This window comes from Psychrobacter sp. AOP7-A1-24, assembly GCF_052376235.1.
Classification (GTDB): domain Bacteria; phylum Pseudomonadota; class Gammaproteobacteria; order Pseudomonadales; family Moraxellaceae; genus Psychrobacter.
This window is the reverse complement of record NZ_JBQSVM010000014.1, coordinates 19215-38852: the sequence shown is the minus strand read 5'-3', so window position 1 is coordinate 38852 and position 19638 is coordinate 19215. Positions and strand designations below refer to the sequence as shown.

The 19638-nt window shown below is 42.8% G+C and carries 18 protein-coding genes; 9 read left to right on the top strand and 9 right to left on the bottom strand.

From position 1 onward, the window contains the following. Positions 1 to 61: 61 nt before the first annotated feature. The 6 genes from adk to ACT3QQ_RS06715 all read right to left on the bottom strand — a co-directional run bounded on the left by adk (position 62) and on the right by ACT3QQ_RS06715 (position 7201). Complete coding sequence (gene adk / locus ACT3QQ_RS06740; protein ID WP_444527424.1) at positions 62 to 715, bottom strand: adenylate kinase; 654 nt, start codon at positions 713 to 715, stop codon at positions 62 to 64. Positions 716 to 1045: 330 nt separating this feature from the next. Continuing rightward, positions 1046 to 2326 carry a c-type cytochrome biogenesis protein CcmI gene (gene ccmI / locus ACT3QQ_RS06735; RefSeq protein WP_444527399.1) on the bottom strand — a complete coding sequence of 427 codons (1281 nt, stop codon included), beginning with the start codon at positions 2324 to 2326 and terminating at the stop codon, positions 1046 to 1048. Then, positions 2323 to 2880: a cytochrome c-type biogenesis protein gene (locus ACT3QQ_RS06730; RefSeq protein ID WP_444527398.1), complete on the bottom strand. Its 558-nt coding sequence runs from the start codon at positions 2878 to 2880 to the stop codon at positions 2323 to 2325. The genes ccmI and ACT3QQ_RS06730 overlap by 4 nt, the downstream gene beginning before the upstream one ends. Then, on the bottom strand, positions 2877 to 3554 hold the full coding sequence (locus ACT3QQ_RS06725) for a DsbE family thiol:disulfide interchange protein (RefSeq protein ID WP_444527397.1): 678 nt from the start codon (positions 3552 to 3554) through the stop codon (positions 2877 to 2879). Before ACT3QQ_RS06725 ends, ACT3QQ_RS06730 begins: the two co-directional genes overlap by 4 nt. Before the next feature lies 1 nt (position 3555). Beyond that, positions 3556 to 5586: a heme lyase CcmF/NrfE family subunit gene (locus ACT3QQ_RS06720; RefSeq protein WP_444527396.1), complete on the bottom strand. Its 2031-nt coding sequence runs from the start codon at positions 5584 to 5586 to the stop codon at positions 3556 to 3558. Between the two features lie 280 nt (positions 5587 to 5866). Continuing rightward, on the bottom strand, positions 5867 to 7201 hold the full coding sequence (locus ACT3QQ_RS06715; RefSeq protein WP_444527395.1) for a hypothetical protein: 1335 nt from the start codon (positions 7199 to 7201) through the stop codon (positions 5867 to 5869). Positions 7202 to 7693: 492 nt separating this feature from the next. Here ACT3QQ_RS06715 and mrdA point away from each other — a divergent pair, with 492 nt between their 5' ends. From mrdA to scpB, 8 genes are all read left to right on the top strand, one after another. Beyond that, positions 7694 to 9679 carry a penicillin-binding protein 2 gene (mrdA, locus tag ACT3QQ_RS06710; protein WP_444527394.1) on the top strand — a complete coding sequence of 662 codons (1986 nt, stop codon included), beginning with the start codon at positions 7694 to 7696 and terminating at the stop codon, positions 9677 to 9679. 53 nt (positions 9680 to 9732) lie between these two features. Continuing rightward, on the top strand, positions 9733 to 10419 hold the full coding sequence (gene rsmD, locus ACT3QQ_RS06705) for a 16S rRNA (guanine(966)-N(2))-methyltransferase RsmD (protein WP_444527393.1): 687 nt from the start codon (positions 9733 to 9735) through the stop codon (positions 10417 to 10419). A 210-nt stretch (positions 10420 to 10629) separates the two neighbouring features. Beyond that, positions 10630 to 11058: a 50S ribosomal protein L13 gene (rplM, locus tag ACT3QQ_RS06700; RefSeq protein ID WP_057761004.1), complete on the top strand. Its 429-nt coding sequence runs from the start codon at positions 10630 to 10632 to the stop codon at positions 11056 to 11058. A 9-nt stretch (positions 11059 to 11067) separates the two neighbouring features. After that, entirely contained in the window at positions 11068 to 11454 is a 387-nt protein-coding gene (rpsI, locus tag ACT3QQ_RS06695; protein WP_444520596.1) for a 30S ribosomal protein S9, read from the top strand. 371 nt (positions 11455 to 11825) lie between these two features. Further along, positions 11826 to 12920, top strand: coding sequence for an LpxL/LpxP family acyltransferase (locus tag ACT3QQ_RS06690; protein WP_444527392.1), 1095 nt, complete (start codon positions 11826 to 11828; stop codon positions 12918 to 12920). Positions 12921 to 13028: 108 nt separating this feature from the next. Next, the gene (locus tag ACT3QQ_RS06685) at positions 13029 to 14114 is read left to right on the top strand and encodes a tryptophan--tRNA ligase (protein ID WP_444527391.1); all 1086 of its coding nucleotides are present in this window, start codon (positions 13029 to 13031) and stop codon (positions 14112 to 14114) included. 120 nt (positions 14115 to 14234) lie between these two features. Further along, positions 14235 to 15095: a segregation and condensation protein A gene (locus tag ACT3QQ_RS06680; protein WP_444527423.1), complete on the top strand. Its 861-nt coding sequence runs from the start codon at positions 14235 to 14237 to the stop codon at positions 15093 to 15095. Positions 15096 to 15261: 166 nt separating this feature from the next. Then, on the top strand, positions 15262 to 15774 hold the full coding sequence (gene scpB / locus ACT3QQ_RS06675; RefSeq protein ID WP_444527422.1) for an SMC-Scp complex subunit ScpB: 513 nt from the start codon (positions 15262 to 15264) through the stop codon (positions 15772 to 15774). Positions 15775 to 15888: 114 nt separating this feature from the next. On the opposite strand, the gene lolA is transcribed toward scpB, so the two are convergent. From lolA to rplU, 3 genes are all read right to left on the bottom strand, one after another. Beyond that, positions 15889 to 16575 (bottom strand): outer membrane lipoprotein chaperone LolA, encoded by a 687-nt coding sequence (lolA, locus tag ACT3QQ_RS06670; RefSeq protein WP_444527390.1) that lies wholly within the window; start codon positions 16573 to 16575, stop codon positions 15889 to 15891. Positions 16576 to 16986: 411 nt separating this feature from the next. Continuing rightward, positions 16987 to 17244: a 50S ribosomal protein L27 gene (rpmA, locus tag ACT3QQ_RS06665; RefSeq protein WP_444520592.1), complete on the bottom strand. Its 258-nt coding sequence runs from the start codon at positions 17242 to 17244 to the stop codon at positions 16987 to 16989. Between the two features lie 91 nt (positions 17245 to 17335). Beyond that, positions 17336 to 17647, bottom strand: coding sequence for a 50S ribosomal protein L21 (gene rplU / locus ACT3QQ_RS06660; RefSeq protein WP_057761012.1), 312 nt, complete (start codon positions 17645 to 17647; stop codon positions 17336 to 17338). Between the two features lie 558 nt (positions 17648 to 18205). On the opposite strand from rplU, the gene ACT3QQ_RS06655 reads away from it, so the two are divergent. Continuing rightward, positions 18206 to 19231 (top strand): polyprenyl synthetase family protein, encoded by a 1026-nt coding sequence (locus tag ACT3QQ_RS06655; RefSeq protein WP_444527389.1) that lies wholly within the window; start codon positions 18206 to 18208, stop codon positions 19229 to 19231. Positions 19232 to 19638 lie beyond the last annotated feature (407 nt).

Genomic DNA, 19638 nt, shown 5'->3' with positions numbered 1-19638 from the left:
TATCAAACAGGGTCTTCAATGACTACATCGACTGGCTAAATCAATTAGCTACAATCGACAATTAGCCTTTTAGTGCAGACAAGATTTGCTGCTTAACATCATCGATACCTTGCGTACCATCAAACTTGTCATAGCTAGGTGCGTCATCGCCTTCTTTAGCTTTGTCTTGGTAAAAACCAACCAATGCTGACGTTTGCTCATGATAAGTAGACAGACGATCACGAATAGTCGCTTCTTGGTCATCTTCACGCTGGATAAGCGCTTCACCAGTGACGTCATCGATGCCTTCAACCTTTGGTGGATTGTGATGGATATGATACACACGGCCTGAACCTGGATGCTGACGACGGCCAGATAGACGGTTAACGATTTCGTCATCAGGAACACTGATCTCAACCACATGGTCAATAGCAACATCAGCGTCTGCAAGTGCTTGCGCTTGAGGAATAGTACGCGGGAAACCATCTAAAATACAACCATTGACACAATCAGGCTTAGCAATACGCTCTTTCACTAGGTTGATAATAAGGTCATCAGAAACCAAACCACCAGCATTCATGATATCTTTGGCTTTTTTGCCAAGCTCGCTACCTTCTTTGATTGCTGCACGTAGCATGTCGCCAGTTGAGATCTGTGGAATATCATATTCTTTAGAAATAAACTGGGCTTGGGTACCTTTACCGGCGCCTGGTGGTCCTAGTAAAATAATACGCATCATTACACGACTCTCCTTAATAGATAGGATTTTGGGATTAATAAAACCCAGGGATTATTTGTTTGCAAAGCTACCTTACCTTGTGGCCCTGCAAAGCTCAAGTATTTTCATTATTGATGTGATAAGTTGGCATGACTTATGTGTTCATATGTAGTCAATTCAGAATAAAAAGTAGAAGATTGACCGTGTTTAGAATATTTATTTAACTACCTGAATTAACTTCACACCTCTTCTAATCAAGTCAATCATCGCACTGTTGCTCACGGCTATGCTGAGCAACAGCACCTATATAATAAATACCTTTTTCGTTAGGTATTTATACTGCTATAACTATGGAACTTGCTGATTGATTTCCACATTAACCTCAGTTTGTTCTGCGCCGATGACCACTGGGTTGCCAGAAAGGTCACCTGATTCTGCGGTAGCATTACCGCTATGGCTGATACGAGCGATGACCGCTAGCTGTACTTTATCAGAACGAGCCGACCCGAGAGTACGCTCTGGCATCATAGCATCAAGATCACTTAGACTAATAACGGCTTCGCCTTGCTTGATATTGCTGATTGGTAGACGCTTCGCCGCAAATGGTGGACCACCTTTTACATCACGTATCGCTACAAACAGTGTATCGTCAGCTTTTACCAACGGTAGTAGACTGGCATTGACTTTGACCGTCACTTCGACGCCTTCAGAGGCTTGCTGCTGCTGCATCACAACATTAGCACTAAGCTCGTCTAGACTTGATAGCGCTTGCGTGTGATCCCCCGGTTTGGCTGCAATACTCTCACGCAGACGCTTAATCCAGCCTTGTGCTTGATCGAAGTTACTAGCACGTGCTTCACCCATCGCCATAAGCATTTGTGCGCCTTCATGCTCTGGGTTTTTGGCTAGTATATTTTCTAATACTCGGCGGCTATTTGCATCTAACTGACCTTTATTAGCAAAGAAACTGATCTGCGCATAAGTAGTCGCAATTTCTTCGTTGTCAGGTGATAGACGATAAGCGCGCGACAACGCCTCTAACGCCGAATCAGTCGCTTCTAATGATAAGAACAGCTCTGATAGGCGCATCCAGCGATTGTAGTCACTAGCATGACGATAGACGTTAGTCTGCATGGCACTAATCAGCTGATTACCATCTTCAATTGCCCAAGCAGGTGGCTGATCGATTCTACCTGCTAATAGATCATCCGCCACTTGGCCAACTTTGTCCTCAGCAGCCCACAGCTCAAATACGGGTGTGCGATCACCGACCATCAGATATGCCATGGCAGTCAACACAGGTACCCAAACGATAACAATCAATCGGCTTTTGATACCTGGCGTGACCATCGGTGAGACTTCACGCTGGGCATCCAGAAGCTGACGTTCAAGCTCAAGTTTTTGGTTTTGATAATGATGATCATCAATAACGCCACTGTCTTTATCTGTTTTCAGTTCTGCTAGTCGCTCACGGAACACAGCAACGTTGATATCTAGTAGTTGATTGTCCAAAGGCTTACTATGTGAATGAGGTGCTTTTAACCATGGTTTAATGGTGATAACACCCAGTAACAAAGCGACAAGTAAACTTAGCGCAATAAATAAGCCAACAGTAGAAAATATGGTCATTTTTTGCCCCCAAGGCTTGTAGTGTCGTCTTTGTCATCATTATTAGCTCGTGACAATAAGCGATCAAGTTCTGCTTTTTCAGCGGCAGACAATGCTTTTATATTGTTGTCTACTGTCACACCACCCTCGCCACTAGCGACGAGCTGACGACGTTTGCTTTGCCAAAACCAACCAACTAGCAAAACGATCAATAGTAATGGTGGGAAAAACCATAAAATCCATGTTGAAGGACGTATCGGTGGCTTATAGCTGATAAAGTCACCGTAGCGTTCTTGCATATACGCTCGAATCTCGCCATCACTACGACCATCTTTTATCAAATCATAGGTCTTTTGTTTTAAGTCTTGCGCAATGGGTGCATCAGACCCTGCCAAATTTTGATTCTGGCATTTTGGGCAGCGTAGCTCTTCGATGAGACCACGATATTGTGCTTCTTGTTGCACAGAGTCAAAGTCATAGACATCAATTGCAGCAAAACTGGCCATGCTGAATAGACAGGCGATCAGCAAGCTTGCTAACTTGATAGTCGCACTTCTTATTTGATGGGCTATCATTTGCACACCTCCGCAACTTGACTAGGATCTGGACTAACCCCATTATTGCTAGCCTCATTGAGTACCATCAAGCAAGGCGTAATACGACTTTGCCAATTGCTTTCGTTGATTTCACCGACGATATGCTGACGAATAACCCCTTCACCATCGACGATGAAAGTCTCAGGCGCACCTGTCAGACCCAAGTCTAAAGCAAACTGTCCTGACAAGTCCTGAATAGACATAGAGAACGGATCACCACCGCGATTCAGATACCCTAATGCATCGCCAATATCATCTTTGTAATTGATACCCACTAAGTTAACGCCGCGCTCTTCTAGCTCCATCAAAAATGGATGCTCAATGATACAAGTTGGGCACCAAGAGCCCCAGATATTCATTAAAAATGGCTTATCTGGCAGATTGTCATTGGTCATAATACGACTGGTATCTGATAACAACGGCAGTTCAAAGGCAGGTACTGGGCGTTCAAGAGCCGTATTGGTCACGATATCAGTCGGTTTGCCCAAACGCATATAGAGTATAGCGACCAAGCCAATAAAGATAACCAACGGAATCAAAAATCCAATCTTTAGCTTTTTCTTACTTTTCGCTTTATTGCTAATTGTCGTTTTGCTACCGTTGACGGTTGCTTGTTGAACTTTGTTATCAGATTCATTGTTTGAGGTAGTCATATCAACGCTCCCCTATCTTTGTAGCTGACGTATCTAAATCTGCAACTGTAGCAAAGCCTGATTTTTTAGCCGCAATTTGCGCAGGTGTTTTGGTTTTTTTGATACGATAACGACTGTCTAGCATACTGAGTAATGCACCAAACGCCATGATCAGCGCACCCAACCATATCCAGCGAATAAGCGGTTTAACATAGATTCGAAAAGCCCATTCATTGCTGTCTTCAGCAATCGGCTCACCAAGTGCTACGTAGACATCGCGCATCAGGTTGGCGTCAATCGCAGCCTCTGTCATCGGCATCATACTGATAATGTAGTTACGCTTCTCAGGGTATAACGTGGTCACCTTTTGACCGTCTTTACTGACCATTACTTCTGCTTGTGTGGCATCAAAGTTACTACCTTTTACTTCACGGAAGCCTTGTACAGTAAAGTCATAACCTTGTACATTCACACTATCATTAGGCCCTAATGCCACATCACGCTCAATGCTCAACGTGCTGGTAAATGCCACACCGATGACTGCAATGATGACGCCAATATGAGCGGTTTGTTGACCCCAATAGCTTAGACGCAACTGACGTAAGCCCTTTAAGCGACTTGGTGCATTTTTGGTTTTATCTTTGAAGTCGACAACCATCCATAACAGTACCCAAAAGCTCACGACCAATGTGACACCAATATTTAGCATCGCTGATGGACTGGTGAAATAGGTAATAATGGCGGCCAATACCAAACTACTTACCGCGATGACCATGCCAGCGCCTAATAACGGACGGCTGTCTTGTTTCCAGCGGATATTAGAACCCATACCCATTGCCACTAATAGTAGCCACGTCAACGGCACAAATAATGCGTTGAAGTATGGAGGGCCAACAGACACCTGACCTAAATTAAAGGCATCAGCAATAATAGGATAGAGCGTACCAAGTAGCACTACTAAGGTTGAAATCAGAATAATAACGTTGTTAATCACCAAAAATGATTCACGTGAGATAAGTCGATATTGACTCTCGACCGTCAAACGCCAGCCGCGTACAGCGAACATCAACAGACCACCGCCGACGATGATACCAAGGATCACTAGAATCACCAGACCACGCGTGGGATCAGCGGCAAATGAATGCACTGACGTGATAACACCTGAACGTACCAAGAATGTACCAAGCAAACTGAGCGCAAAAGCAAAGATTGCAAGCATGATTGTCCATGCTTTAAATACACCGCGTTTTTCGGTGACAGCAAGTGAATGCAGTAGCGCTGTCCCTGCCAGCCATGGCATCAATGAGGCGTTCTCTACTGGATCCCAGAACCACCAACCGCCCCAGCCAAGCTCATAATAAGCCCACCATGAGCCAAGTGCGATACCGACTGTCAAGAAACCCCAAGCAGCCAATGCCCATGGACGCGACCAGCGTGTCCATACTGCATCCAAACGCCCTTCCCACAATGCTGCCATACAAAACGCAAATGGTACAACCATGCCCACATAGCCCATATAGAGCATCGGTGGGTGAATGATCAAACCAAAATCTTGCAATACAGGGTTGAGATCCGCGCCGTCAACAGGCAGATTAGGCAATGTGCGATCAAATGGTGATGAGGTAAAGATAAGCATCGCTAGCATCATCATCTGCACGCCTGCTAGTATCACAAGCACTCGCGCACGCATAGATAACGGCAGCCCACGGCTGAAATATGAGACCAACGCACACCAAGTGGCCATGATAGTCATCCAAAGCAGCAACGAGCCTTCATGCCCGCCCCATGTCGCAGACAACTTGTAGTACCAAGGTAGCAATGTATTTGAGTGCTGAGTGACATAGACGAGACTAAAATCATTGTAATAAAAGCCTGCCATCAGCGCAGCGAATGATGTAATCATTGCCGCAAATTGTGCCCATGCCAGACTTGGCGCCAAACGCTGCCAAGCGACGTGGTCACGCATGACGCCAATGGTTGGTAGTACCACCTGCAAAATCGCCAGTATAAAAGCGGCCAGCAAGGCAAAATAACCCAATTCTGTGATTAACATACGGTCTAACCTTGTTTACCTTGGATACAATTAAGGGTTCACCGATGGCATTGCTAGCCACCGGCAAACGCTAATAATCCTTTATGCGGTCATAGTTTACGGTTAAAAACTGAGGTTTCAATTGCTGTAGAAGCACATAAAACCCGCTACTATCGTTGTGACGTACCAATATGAATGATTGATACAAAATGCTTATCTATTGTTAATTCTGCATTTTTTAGTTATTCGAAGCTTATTCAGTACAGCAGCTCATTATTATTTAAAAATACTTATTCACGCATTACTGCACTGAGGGGAAAAATACTAACACTAAATGTAACCAACCTGCTAGAAAACCGGTCAGACCGCCCAAAACAATCAGCGTCATCTCATCCTCACGAAAAGCTGGACGCAATAGATTCTGAAATTCATTTGGCGTGAGCGCACGTATTCTATCGCGAAACAGACCAAATATCTTACTGGCTCGGCTTTCGTTTAGCTCAGGATCTCGCAATGGTACCATCGTTGCGACAATAGACTTGTCGATAATGGTATTTTTTAATTGTCCATAATCACGGCGACCCAAGCCCACACGTAATGTTGTGCTAATCACTGGCGACTCAAGCACCGTATATAGATGCGATTTCATCAAGTCGCGCGTTTGTGCTGAGCGGTCACCATACATCATTTCATTCATAATGTTTTCTAAAGTGACCAAATCTTTTACCACAATCTCAGCAAAAACCTCAGAGACTTCCTCTTGGCGCTTCATGAAGCCGCCTTGCAAACGATACTTTGCAATATGTGGTATGACTGGTTTGATAAATGGAAAGCGACTCTGCACTGTAAATAGCTTCAAGTAAGGTATAAAGTGCGGCTCTACTGGATTAAACACCATCCAAATAGCAATCCAATTGGTGAGAAAGCCCCAAATCGCAGCAAAAAACGGTACGGTCCAATGCTGGGGTACCATCAAAAATATAAACATTTGGATAATACCAAATACCAAACCAATCAAAGCACTGATATGCCAGATAAAATCGATCTCTTTTTGCCCGACCTTTAGAAACATATTGACCATCAGGCGACGATCGTTTTCCATCGTATTAACGATCATCTTACGCATATCGACTAGATCTTCGACATGGTGGGTCAAATCTGTTACAAGCGACTGCATAATACTGGGTAGCTCTTGATGTGCTTGAGCATAGACACGACGCTTAATCGCGTACGGTAGATTGCCCCACAATGCTGGCGAATGATCCAGCATAATCTCATCTATCAAAGGCTCAAGATTCCTGTCAACCGTATCAGTGACAAATGTCGCCGTTTGCTCAGGCTCCATCGCCTGAAAAAACTCATCAAGCGAACCGAGTTTTGAGAGTGTTTGGTCAACAATAACGCCTGATATCTTGCCCGCTTTACGCGGAACGATACCTTGCCAACCGATCCCTGGCAACCCAAAAAATGGGAAGTTAGGAATACGAACACCCCGAAACTTAATCGGATAGAATAGCATTTTGAGCGCCATCCACACATGTAACCAAGTGACAAATGCTGTCACTGGTGGAATAGTCAGCATGGCGAAAAACTCTGGGTGTTCAGCTATCGTCTGCCATAGTGAATTTACGTCCATGACTTATCTAGTCCCTGACAGGTTGATTGTCGTTGCTAATATTATCGTTAAGGATGATGAACCTTTAGCAAAATAAGAACGTTTCAAAAGACGCTCCGCCCATAATAACTACTATAAAATAAATCGCCTGATTTTAGCATACTTGCCATTTATTAGCACATATAGACCATAGTCGAGTTATAACTAAAAATGATATATCTCACAGCACTCCTTAACCCTCAAAGACCCGAATATAAGTCAGTTTTTGGCTAATAGACAAACAGAACAAAATATATGACTGAATACTGCGTCTTCTCATTTGTTCTGTTATAATTTGTAGTGAAATAACAAAGACTATCTGCGTATAAATGAATGCATGACGTTTTCACATCACATCTTCTATGTGATTGAAACCACTTGTATTATCCTTTAGATTCATCGCATTTTGGTTAACCAGCCTGCCCTCTTATTTTTCCTTTATTGACTCACTGACCGTTTGGGCTCTGATTTTCTATGAATAAACCGATAACTCCCAATACCCAGCAGGTCAACAGTACCTTTACCAATCGTATTATCATTTTTGGGATTATAATATTGATTGGTCTGGGCGGTTTGATAACACGGTACGGGTATTTGCAAGTCTACGCTCATGATCAGTACACAACGCAAGCAGATAACAACCGTATTAAACTGATATCTGCACCGCCTAGCCGTGGTTATATTTACGATCGTAATGGGGTCATACTGGCAGACAATCAGCCTGTCTTTACAGCGATGTTAAGCCCTGATGAGGTCGAGAACCCAGAGCGTACGTTAAATCTACTTGCACCTATTTTTGATTTAACTGATACAGATATTACCGATATTTTGGCGCGTCTAAGTAAAAATAAGAATGATCCTGTAACCATCAAAATCGATTTAACAGAAGCGCAACTGGCTCAGTTTAGTGAGCGTAAGCCGTTTTTCCGCGGCGTCTCTATCCAAAGCAAACTTACCCGCTCATATCCGTATGATGAGCTGTTTGCCCATGTCATTGGTTATGTTGGCCGCATTAATGATAAAGAGTCTAAACGCATTGATAAAGACCGTTATGCTGGTACTGACCTAATCGGTAAAATTGGTATCGAGGATTACTACGAAGATATCTTACTTGGGCAACCAGGTTATCAATCGGTCGAAACAGATGCGCATGGCAATATTTTACGTCAACTGGATACTAAGCCGCCGATAGCTGGTAACGATATTACGTTAAGCTTAGATTATGGTCTGCAAACCATCGCTCAGCAGCAACTTGATGGACGCCGCGGTGCAATCGTTGCGATAGATCCAAAAAATGGGGACGTCTTAGCATTTGTCAGTAATCCAAGTTACGATCCCAACCCTTTTATATCAGGTATCTCTTACAGAGACTACGATGACCTGCGTGAGGATCTGGATCAGCCACTGTATAACCGTGCGCTTCAAGGTACTTACCCACCTGGCTCCACTATCAAGCCATTTGAGGGTCTAGGCGGTATTCATTATGGTTTACGCGATTGGAACAGTACCATCTATGACCCTGGCTATTTTAGCTTACCAGGAGATACCCATCGCTTCCGCGACTGGAAACGTGGTGGTCATGGTACTGTAGATCTCAAAAAATCTATCATGATGTCAGTTGATACTTATTATTATAAATTGGCTTATGAGATGGGCATTCAACGTCTACACGATTGGATGGTACGCTTTGGCTTTGGTGAAGATACTGGTATTGATTTGCCTAACGAAAAATCAGGCATCATGCCATCGCCGAAATGGAAAAAAGATTCTTACGATAAAGACTGGCTACCAGGTGAAACCATCTCGGTCAGTATTGGACAAGGTTACTTCTTGGCGACACCGCTACAGATTGCCAACGCGACCGCCATGACGGCCAGTAAAGGACAGCACATTACCCCGCATTTATTAAAAAGCAGTGACGGTGCTGCGGACGTCAAGATTATCACTAAACCAGATGGCAAAATTGATTACAACGGCAAGCCATCAGACTGGTTACGCATGCACGATGCTATGGAAGACACTGTTAAAAGTGGTACTGGGCGCGGCATCTATACACCGCGCTATCGTATCGCTGGTAAAACAGGTACTGCACAGGTGAAATCTATCGCTCAAGGCAAACGCTATGACAAGTCGGCAATCGATAAGCGCCACTGGGATCATGCTTGGTTTAATGGCTTTGCGCCAGTAGAGGATCCACAGATTGCGCTTGCCGTACTGGTCGAAAACGGCGGTGGTGGTAGTACTACTGCTGCTCCTATTGGCCGTGCGCTATTTGACTATTGGATGATACAACGCAAGACAGACCCTATACTTCCGCCTTCTGCTGATGAACTAAAAGTTATTAAACGCCAAAAAGCTTTCGAAAAAGCCATGCGTGATGCTATTCGCGATAAAGAGGAAGAAGCATTGGAGAAGGAAGAAGCCGCGGAAGCCGAAACAGCGACAGCGACGTCTGAGTAACTAACCATTTAAACCGTAAAACCCAGTAAAGAACTGGTAAGCGAGACACAATAATGAAAAAAGCCTCAAATGGACGCGCATCAAAGAATCACCGTAAAGCGAAAAATGCAGCAGCAGGTGATGTGCGTATCATTGGTGGACAGTTTAAACGCCGTATTGTAAGTTTCATCGATGCAGATGGTCTGCGCCCAACCCCAGATCGACTGCGTGAGACTTTATTTAACTGGCTACTCGCTGATATTCATGACGCCTATGTACTCGATAGCTGTGCTGGTAGCGGCGTACTAGGGTTTGAAGCGCTATCTCGCGGCGCTGCCCACACAACATTTATCGAAATCAATCCAGCACAAAGCAACATGCTACGTCAGAGTGCTGAGCAGTTGCGCCTTGAGGCGTCTTCTTACCAAATCATCACTGGTACTGCTGAGCAGATATTGAATCAAGAGCAGCTGACTGATCGGCCTTTTAACATTGTCTTTATCGATCCGCCTTATGCTCAGGATTTATGGCAGCCTATTTTGACGTCTCTTATTATCAACGCTTCAATTAATACTGAAACATTAATTTATTTAGAAGCTGATAAAGATTTGTCAGCACAGCTTAAGCAATTAGAAGCGTCGCTAAATGAAAAATTAGGCTCGCCATTAAGCGTTATTCACCAACCAATCGCTTTTGAATGCCTGAAACAAACCAAAGTTGGACAAGTTGTCGCTGGACTTTATCGTCTATCATCGTCATAATTGTCGGGTTAATAATAGCCATTAACATATTTTACAAATGTTTAGAACCGCTAAAAACTGGCCGACGCTGCAGTTTAATGTATATAAGGCGAAAATAAACCCCAATGCAGCTTGCAAGCGTAGGCGCTACTGCTTATAATGTGCAGTCTGTTTTTTGAGAGCCCCGTTCCCAGCTAAACTCTCAACGAATTCTAATTTTAAGGTTTTATCATGAAAACACTTAGTGCAAAACCAGCTGAAGTGACCCATGACTGGTATGTCGTAGATGCTGACGGCAAAACCCTTGGTCGCTTAGCCACTCAAATCGCAACTCGCTTACGTGGCAAGCACAAGCCTTCTTTTACTCCGCACGTTGATACTGGTGACTTTATTGTTGTCATCAATGCTGACAAAATCACGGTAACGGGTAAAAAAGCACAAGACAAAAAGTACTATCGTCACAGTGGCTACCCAGGTGGTATCAAAGAAACCAACTTCAACAAGTTGCTTGCACATAAGCCTGAAGATGTTCTACACAAAGCAGTTAAGGGTATGCTTCCAAAGGGCCCTCTTGGCTATGCGATGATCAAGAAGCTGAAACTTTATGCGGGTACTGATCATCCACATACTGCACAGCAACCTAAAGAACTAGACATCTAAGGAATACTTATGGAACGCAATTACGGAACTGGTCGCCGCAAGACGTCTACTGCTCGTGTATTTTTATCAAAAGGTACTGGTAGTATCGTTGTTAACGGTAAGCCACTTGACGAATACTTCAGCCGTGAAACTTCACGCATGGTTGTACGTCAGCCATTAGAACTACTAGACTCTGCTAACGCATATGATTTATATGTAACTGTTGCAGGCGGTGGTACTACTGGTCAAGCTGGCGCAATCCGCCACGGCATCACACGTGCATTAATCGAAGCTGACGAAACTTTGAAGCCTGCCCTAAAAGCAGCTGGTTTTGTTACTCGTGATTCACGTCAAGTTGAACGTAAGAAACTGGGTCTACGTAAAGCACGTAAACGTCCACAGTTCTCAAAACGTTAATCAAAACTCTCTCTTATATTTTTGCTGCTGTTGTCTTTTTCTCAGAGCTTCAGTAGCAAAACTAAATAAGAGTCTGGTTTTGCAAAACCTTATAAGCTGGTCACAGCTTATAAGGTTTTTTTATGCCTACTAATAGCGCGTTAATTATACGATTGACTTAGTCAAACAAGCTTTGCGATATATTGATAATTATCATGAATCTAACATTCGTTCTTTTTAGTTGATAGTCAAAGCATTAGAGTTTGTTTCGACACTACAAAGTAGCGCATCTATAAAAATTCTAACTTGCAAAGCATTTAATGCTACCCCATCATATCAGTAACTTTTTATTATTAGCCATGATGCCTCAAACCTTGCTGTAGAAGGATATTATGAAAGCGCCAGAACAATACGACCCTAGCAAACCATCTACTGATAGCGTGCCACCAAAGAAACAGCAGTCTGCCCAATCTCATAGGTCGCCTGCCATACCTGCTGGAACGCCAACGATTACGCAAAATCATAAGCGTACCGCACAAGCAGATAAAAAACCATTTCAATGGCAGTTCTTAGCGCCAAAGTACTGGGGCATTTGGTTATTGTTTTTGATCATGTTGCCGATGATATATCTACCATTACGTTGGCAATTTTGGCTAGGTCGTAAGCTTGGTAGTTTGATTTATAAAGCTGCTGGCTCACGTAGACGCGATACGTTAATTAATCTGAAGTTGGCGTTTCCAGAGAAGCCTGAAGCTGAACGTGAATTAATGGCCAAGCAAGTATTTGTCAATCAAGGTATTGGTGTGTTTGAAACGTTATGTGCTTGGTTTCGTCCAAATGTGTTTACTAAAACAGTGTCTATCTCAGGACTACAGCATTTGGTCAATGCTCAAAATGAGCAGCGGCCAGTTATCCTGCTAGGTGCACATTACACGATGCTCGATTTAGGCGGCTTGCTAAGTGCACAGTTTTTCCCTGTAGACTGTATGTATCGTACACAGAATAATCCTTTATTAGATTGGTTTATCTATAACGGTCGTACCAATATATTTGGTAAGCAAATCTCTAGCCGAGATATGCGTAGCTTAGTCACCTCTATCAAAGCGGGACACGTCATCTGGTACTCTCCTGATCAAGACTATGGACTAAAACAAGGGGTTATGGCGCCATTCTTTGGTGTACCAGCAGCGACTATTACTGCCTCTCGTCGTATGGCAAAAATGGGCAACAAAACCAAACCACCAGCGGTTATGGCATTGCATACTTATCGACAGACACCTGACAATCTGCCGCGTGGTAAGCGTCCTCATTACCATTTGACTATTACGCCAGAATTAGACGGTTATCCGAGCAAAGATGAAGTCGCTGATGCTACTCGGGTTAATGAAGTCTTAGAAGGGCTTATTCGTATTGATCCCACCCAATGGATGTGGTTCCATCGCCGCTTTAAACATGGGCCAAATGGTCGTACTGATATCTATAAGTAAGCCTTTATTCCCAAAAATACTGATGAAGTTTGCTATACTTTGCAGCTAATATTTCGCACTTTTGATATACATTTATAATAATTTGATAAACAAAATAACGGATTTTCCATGAGCAATAACAGCACTCCTGACAATCAAGCTTCTGATACTTCAACCGAAGCTAAACGCATCCTGACTGGTATTAAACCAACTGGTATTCCGCATTTAGGTAACTATGTTGGAGCGATTCGTCCAGCAATTGAGTCTATTCAAAATAGTGATCATGAAGCGTTTTTCTTTTTAGCAGACTACCATGGCATTATCGGTTGCTATGACCCTGCTATCATTCATGAATCGACGAGAGCCATTGCCGCTACGTGGATTGCTTGTGGTCTAGACCCAGAGCGCGTGACGTTTTACCGTCAGTCAGACGTGCCTGAAATTCCAGAACTGGCTTGGATTTTGAACTGCTCATGTGCCAAAGGTTTAATGAACCGCGCCCATGCTTACAAAGCAGCGGTCGATATCAACACAGAAAAAGCCGATGTCGATCCTGATCAAGGTGTCACCATGGGTTTGTTTGGTTATCCCGTGCTAATGGCTGCTGATATCTTGATGTTTAATGCGACTCATGTGCCTGTTGGTCGTGATCAAGTACAGCATATCGAGATGGCTCGTGATATCGCAGGTACTTTTAATCATCGTTATAAGTCACTTTTCACGCTACCTTCAGCAGTTGTTGATAACGATATACCACTGCTTACTGGGCTTGATGGACGCAAGATGAGTAAGAGCTATAGCAATACTATTCCTCTATTTGGCGAGCCAAATCCACAAGTCAATCCTGAAAAACAAATGCACAAAGCTATCATGAAAATTGTGACTAACTCACAGCTGCCTGATGAGCCAAAAGATCCTGATGAATCCGCTATCTTTGAGATTTATAAAGCATTTGCTACTGCTGAAGAAGTTGCTGATATGCGTGCGCGTTATGCCGCTGGTATTGGTTGGGGTGATGCTAAGCAAGCGCTATTTGATAAAATTAATGACGAAATCGCGCCATTCCGTGCACGTTACGAAGAGCTGATGGCCAATCCAAAAGAGTTAGAAGAAATCTTACAGATGGGTGCAAACAAAGCCCGCCGTCATAGTCGTAAGCAGCTGGATAAAGCTCGTCGTGCCATCGGTATCCGTCCACTTGCTAAGCTTAAGTAATCGCTTCACTGGCGCAATTTATCAGAGCGGGTGCTAAACGTGCAGACTGAACCAAATACCAAACAGGCGGCTTTGTCCAAAGTCGCCTTATCTGCTATGGCTGATTCAACCTCTGAGCCTATGGATCATCAGAGTGCCTATGATGAAACAGTTGACCATGATATATCGCTGCGTATCTATCAGACGCCTGTGCAGCACTTGCCAGAAGATCTATATGTACCACCGCAAGCCTTTGCTATTTGGTTAGAGCAGTTTGCTGGGCCATTAGACTTTCTATTGTATTTGGTCAAGAAAAATAACGTCGACTTGACTCAAATGCCAATTCTGCCTATTACTGAGCAGTATTTATCATATATCAGTGAGTTGGACACCGAGCACTTCGAGTTAGCAGGTGACTATCTACTGATGGCATCAACGCTCATTGCTATTAAAACCGAATTGCTATTACCTGCTCCTGATACTCCAACCGACGAGCGTGACCCAAAAGCAGAGCTCATTGAACGCCTCGAAGCGTACGCGCAAATCAAAGTGGTCAGTCAACGCTTAGACAATCTAGTACGCTTAGAGCGTGATGTGTTTTTGGCAATGGTCAGTATGCCTGGTCAAGAGGTTATGAATGCAGAACTGCCAAGCTACTCGCCCAACTTACTGATTGATAGCTTGTTCAAAATGCAATTACAGCCCGACTATCAAATGCATACCATCAAAGTTGATGCAGTACCACTTGCCGATCGTATTGCCAGTATTAGCAGGCAACTAAGTACGGATGGGGCGCGCTCCTTTTATGAGCTGTTGGATAAAGCACAAGGTAAAATAGGTGTGGTTGTGAGTTTCGTCGCCGTACTTGAACTCATAAAGCGCCAACTGATTGGTGTGGTTAACATCGAGACAGATAGCGAGATCGTTAGCTCTGTTTCCAATGACGAGCTGTCTGATGTAGACAGTGAGCTTACAATGCTTACGTTACAGTGGCTAGCCTAGTCAGCTTCACGACTGTCTCCTAGACCTACTCTCTATTAAAAAACAACACTGAAATAAGAGCACATTTTAGATGGTAGCTATTGAAAACTCAAAACAGCATGATAAAACCCTAGAATCAACACATATAACGTCATCAATTGAAGCGCATCATGTTTCTCTTGAAGATATGAGTAAGCGTATTGAAGTGCTATTACATGCGTCAGAGGCACCGCTGACAGCTCATGCGTTGAAAAAACATTTATCATTATCTACTAAAGAATTAGAACAGACTTTGGAAGTGCTGCAAAAACGCTTAGATACAGGTGTACTAAGGCTACATGAAACCGCCAGCGGTTATCGCTTACAGATATCAGATGACTACAGCAGCTTAATCCAGCGCATTTTTCCGCAGCGTCAGGAACGTCTGAGCCAAGCCTTACTAGAAACTTTGAGTGTTATTGCATATAAGCAACCTGTGACACGCAGTGATATTGAGCACGTACGCGGAGTCACATTATCGAGCAATATACTGCGCCAGTTATTTGATAAAGGATGGATTGTTGAGAAAGGCTTTAAGGACACTCTAGGTCGCCCTGCATTACTCCATACCACAGCGCAGTTTTTAGATGCGTTTGGATTAAACCACCTAGATGAACTTCCACCTATGCCAGATATGGAAGCCATAAGATCCATGTCTTAATTTATCTACCAACCAAACTATAGTGACTCACATAGAAAAGGACAGACCGCATAGGATCTGTCCTTTTTATTACATTGCTAATTTTGAATCAAAACCTAACAATATATTTGCTAATTACTGATTAATAACATCAACACCCTCTGGCGGTGTAAATTTAAACTGACTGCTGCCAACACTTGGATTCATCTTGATATTACTGAACTTAATAGAAGTTGTTTGTCCCAAGGTATCATTCAATACCATCATGACAGGTTTACCACCACTAAAGCTCATTGAAAGGCTCTTAAAGCTAGCGCTCTCTGACTTAGGATAAAGCACATAGTAATTCTTGTTGTCGTATGGCTGAGTAATTTTAAAGTTTTGATCAATTTTGCTCGGATCACCTGACAGTAGTAAAGCTGGTGTATTCCCTACTTGGCTATCGACGTTTTGTTTAGTTGCTTGCTCTAGGTCTTTGTCGTAAACCCACATAGAATTACCATTCGCAACAATCAGCTGCTCTGATGGTGACTTAGTTTCCCAGCGAAAATTGTTTGGACGTTGAACACTTATAGAGCCTGTAAACGTACCACTACTGGCGCCTTTGGTCGTTTGGCTAAAGTTGGCTGTCATGCTCTTAGTATTCGTTAGTAGTTTATTCAAACGTTTAGCAGCTGTTAGATTATCAGCGGGAGCTGCGGTAGCCGTTTGAGTTAGCGCCATCATTGGAGCGGCAATACCTAGCGATGTCATCAATACACCTGCTAAAGCACCACTCATCATTTTTTGTTTGGTTGATTTTGTCGTAGATAAGTTCATCATAAATCCTCTCTAAAAAAGCATAGTCGCTTAAAAATTGTCGCTTAAAATAAAATGTTTTATTGAAATTTTTGTTTTCTATAAATACTAATTTTACCAAAATAAAACGGGTAACCATCAGCAATGACAATAGTGTGCCAGCTTTTTTATTACGCGCCTAGTCATGATTTGCAATCTTTACTACGGCTGCCATACACACTTGTAACCAATACAATGACACAGCAAAATTTTGTATTTAGTATTCTTAGCTACAGTAACTATGATCATAATAGCTTCTAAGATAGCACTCATAAGAGTCATTATTATTTTATATAAGCCTACAAATATAAAAAGCCCCTATTACCATAAGGCAACAGGGGCTTTTTTAATTATCCAATCATTTTATCCAAAGAATAAAACAACTTAAGTAGATAATTATGCGTTTTCAACCGTAACATAACGACGGTTAAATTTACCTTTGGTCGCAAACTTTACAACACCGTCATTCAGTGCAAATAAAGTATGGTCACGACCCATGCCAACGCCTTCGCCTGCATGGAACTCTGTACCACGTTGACGAACGATGATGTTACCAGCTGAGATAGCTTGGCCACCAAAGATTTTTACGCCTAGCATTTTTGGGTTTGAATCACGACCGTTACGGCTCGAACCGGCAGCTTTTTTATGTGCCATGAGAAAATCTCCTTGTTAATTTGACTTATCGCTAATGCGATAACTCTTAAGCATTTAGTGCGCTATTTAGCAATAATTGCTAAATGAATAATTAGGCATTAATCGCTTTGATTTTTAACAAGGTGTACCATTGGCGGTGACCTTGTTCTTTGTGATAATGCTTACGACGGTTGTGCTTGATGATACGGATTTTTTCGCCGCGACCATGCTCGACAACTTCAACTTCTACGCTAGCACCGTCAACAACAGGCTGACCGATTTTGACGTTATCGCCGTCAACAACCATCAACACGTCTTCAAATTTGATTGTTTCGCCTTTTTCTGCTTTTAGTAGTTCAACTTTAAGCAATTCATCGACGACTACACGGTGCTGTTTACCACCAGTTTTGATTACTGCGTACATTATATGACTCCGTTTAACCCGTGTGCCGTGGCTGATGTTATACCAACGCTTTTACGACGAACACGACAGGGAAAAATTAAAGGCAAGATTTTACGGCTTTTTGCTCATAAAAGCAAGCCGCGCCTCTTGTTTTTGCAAGGTGGTTACACTACTGACCATCTCTCATTTTGCTATAACGGCTGCTTATCAAGGAAAGTCGATGAACGACAATACGAATATAAACATGAGAAATAGTAATGATAAGTGATAGATTAAGCTCGACAGTGGCCATTATAACTTATGCAATCAGTTACTTACAGTCTTTTATAAAACATTTATGTGACTAAAAAACTCAGATAAGCTAGAAGATGTAACTTCAAAATATGAGGGGCTTTTATTTTGTTTTATAGGCATGGCAAGCCCTACATATCATACTCCTGACCTACTTGTGCCCTATATTTTAACCAACAATTTAAACAGATAGCTATGCTATCATAAGCGAAATAATACTTTACCTACCAATAGATAAAGTCAAAGTTATAACAACTCTCTTTACTCTTATTAATATGACTATTTATTATGACTAGTACCTCTTTAAATAATACCGTGCCTGCTTCTCAATCAACGCCTAGCTATGCTGACATTCAAAGTATTGTAGCCAATGACTTCGAGGTAATGGACAAGCAAGTGTTTGGCAGCTTGAACTCAAAAGTACAACTCGTCATGAGCGTATCGCAACACGTGATCAATGCTGGCGGCAAACGTATGCGCCCACTGATTACATTGCTCTGTGCCCGTATGTTTGATGACAATCCATCAGAAAAGGCCATGCATCTGGCTGCTATCACGGAAATGCTACATACGGCTACCTTAGTGCATGACGATGTCATCGATGAGTCAGGACAACGCCGCGGCAAACCAACGGCAAATGCCACATGGGATAATGCTACTGCTGTGTTGGTCGGCGACTATCTGATTGCTCGCGCTTTTAATCTTTTGGTTGGTTTTCAGAGCCTGCCATTGTTACAAGTATTTTCAGATGGGACTTGTGACATTGCTGAGGGCGAAGTATTACAGCTACAGCACCAGCATAACCCTGCTGCGACAGAAGAAGATTACTTGCGCATTATCGATGGCAAAACATCACGCCTTTTCATGATGGCGACTCAAGGTGCTGCTATTTTGCAAGACAAGACAGAATATATGGCCGCGTTGGGCGATTTTGGACAGCACTTTGGCAATGCCTTTCAGATTATCGATGATGTACTCGACTATAGCGGCGATAGTGACGTGATGGGCAAAAACCTAGGCGACGACCTTGCTGAAGGCAAACCTACCCTACCGACTATCAAAGCACTCGAACTACTCAAAGATAGCAACTCTGAAGGCTATGAGCAGTTACGTATCGCCGTTCAGACAGGTAAGACACCAAATGCTGAGCAGCTTATTGAATTGGTACGTAGTTCTGGTTCATTGGCTTATTGTAAGCAGCGCGCGTTGGAAGAAACCAAATTGGCGCAAGACGCACTGAGCACACTACCTGATAACCGTTATCGTACAGGCTTATATCAATTGACTGAACTCGCTAGCGCACGATTAGTATAATCAAAACTGAGTCGTCTATATTGTTAAATGATTACGGCGACTCAGTTTTTAGCAGAGCTTTTTGGCAATTAAGGAATATAAGACCCATTAAACAAGAATTACCCTCTCAAAAAATCGTTTGTCAGCTAAATCGTTACCTTTCTTTAAGTTTCATACATCCTAGCAGTACTATAATCATATAAGAATTTTTTCGACAGTCGAATAATATTTGTGCACGCTTCGCAGGCACATACTGATAGTTATTCTTTATGACTACAATTAGGGGTTGCTAAAATTGTCGTTTTGTTGACAAAGTTGATTTTTTACTATTTAAAGACCTCATTAACTCTAGGGCTTTAGATTTATAACAAAAATTTACAATATATTTTGATACTAGGTTGTGCATGGAGCTATTAGCTGTTAGTAGA

What these genes read in the sequence shown, in the direction of transcription:
- mrdA (WP_444527394.1), top strand. Translation starts at nt 7,694, where the DNA reads ATGAATAAACCGATAACTCCCAATACCCAGCAGGTCAACAGTACCTTT.
- ACT3QQ_RS06730 (WP_444527398.1), bottom strand. Translation starts at nt 2,880, where the DNA reads ATGATAGCCCATCAAATAAGAAGTGCGACTATCAAGTTAGCAAGCTTG.
- ccmI (WP_444527399.1), bottom strand. Translation starts at nt 2,326, where the DNA reads ATGACCATATTTTCTACTGTTGGCTTATTTATTGCGCTAAGTTTACTT.
- ACT3QQ_RS06715 (WP_444527395.1), bottom strand. Translation starts at nt 7,201, where the DNA reads ATGGACGTAAATTCACTATGGCAGACGATAGCTGAACACCCAGAGTTT.
- rpsI (WP_444520596.1), top strand. Translation starts at nt 11,068, where the DNA reads ATGGAACGCAATTACGGAACTGGTCGCCGCAAGACGTCTACTGCTCGT.
- adk (WP_444527424.1), bottom strand. Translation starts at nt 715, where the DNA reads ATGCGTATTATTTTACTAGGACCACCAGGCGCCGGTAAAGGTACCCAA.
- ACT3QQ_RS06720 (WP_444527396.1), bottom strand. Translation starts at nt 5,586, where the DNA reads ATGTTAATCACAGAATTGGGTTATTTTGCCTTGCTGGCCGCTTTTATA.
- ACT3QQ_RS06725 (WP_444527397.1), bottom strand. Translation starts at nt 3,554, where the DNA reads ATGACTACCTCAAACAATGAATCTGATAACAAAGTTCAACAAGCAACC.
- ACT3QQ_RS06680 (WP_444527423.1), top strand. Translation starts at nt 14,235, where the DNA reads ATGGATCATCAGAGTGCCTATGATGAAACAGTTGACCATGATATATCG.
- ACT3QQ_RS06655 (WP_444527389.1), top strand. Translation starts at nt 18,206, where the DNA reads ATGACTAGTACCTCTTTAAATAATACCGTGCCTGCTTCTCAATCAACG.
- rsmD (WP_444527393.1), top strand. Translation starts at nt 9,733, where the DNA reads ATGAAAAAAGCCTCAAATGGACGCGCATCAAAGAATCACCGTAAAGCG.
- scpB (WP_444527422.1), top strand. Translation starts at nt 15,262, where the DNA reads ATGAGTAAGCGTATTGAAGTGCTATTACATGCGTCAGAGGCACCGCTG.
- rplM (WP_057761004.1), top strand. Translation starts at nt 10,630, where the DNA reads ATGAAAACACTTAGTGCAAAACCAGCTGAAGTGACCCATGACTGGTAT.
- lolA (WP_444527390.1), bottom strand. Translation starts at nt 16,575, where the DNA reads ATGATGAACTTATCTACGACAAAATCAACCAAACAAAAAATGATGAGT.
- rpmA (WP_444520592.1), bottom strand. Translation starts at nt 17,244, where the DNA reads ATGGCACATAAAAAAGCTGCCGGTTCGAGCCGTAACGGTCGTGATTCA.
- ACT3QQ_RS06685 (WP_444527391.1), top strand. Translation starts at nt 13,029, where the DNA reads ATGAGCAATAACAGCACTCCTGACAATCAAGCTTCTGATACTTCAACC.
- rplU (WP_057761012.1), bottom strand. Translation starts at nt 17,647, where the DNA reads ATGTACGCAGTAATCAAAACTGGTGGTAAACAGCACCGTGTAGTCGTC.
- ACT3QQ_RS06690 (WP_444527392.1), top strand. Translation starts at nt 11,826, where the DNA reads ATGAAAGCGCCAGAACAATACGACCCTAGCAAACCATCTACTGATAGC.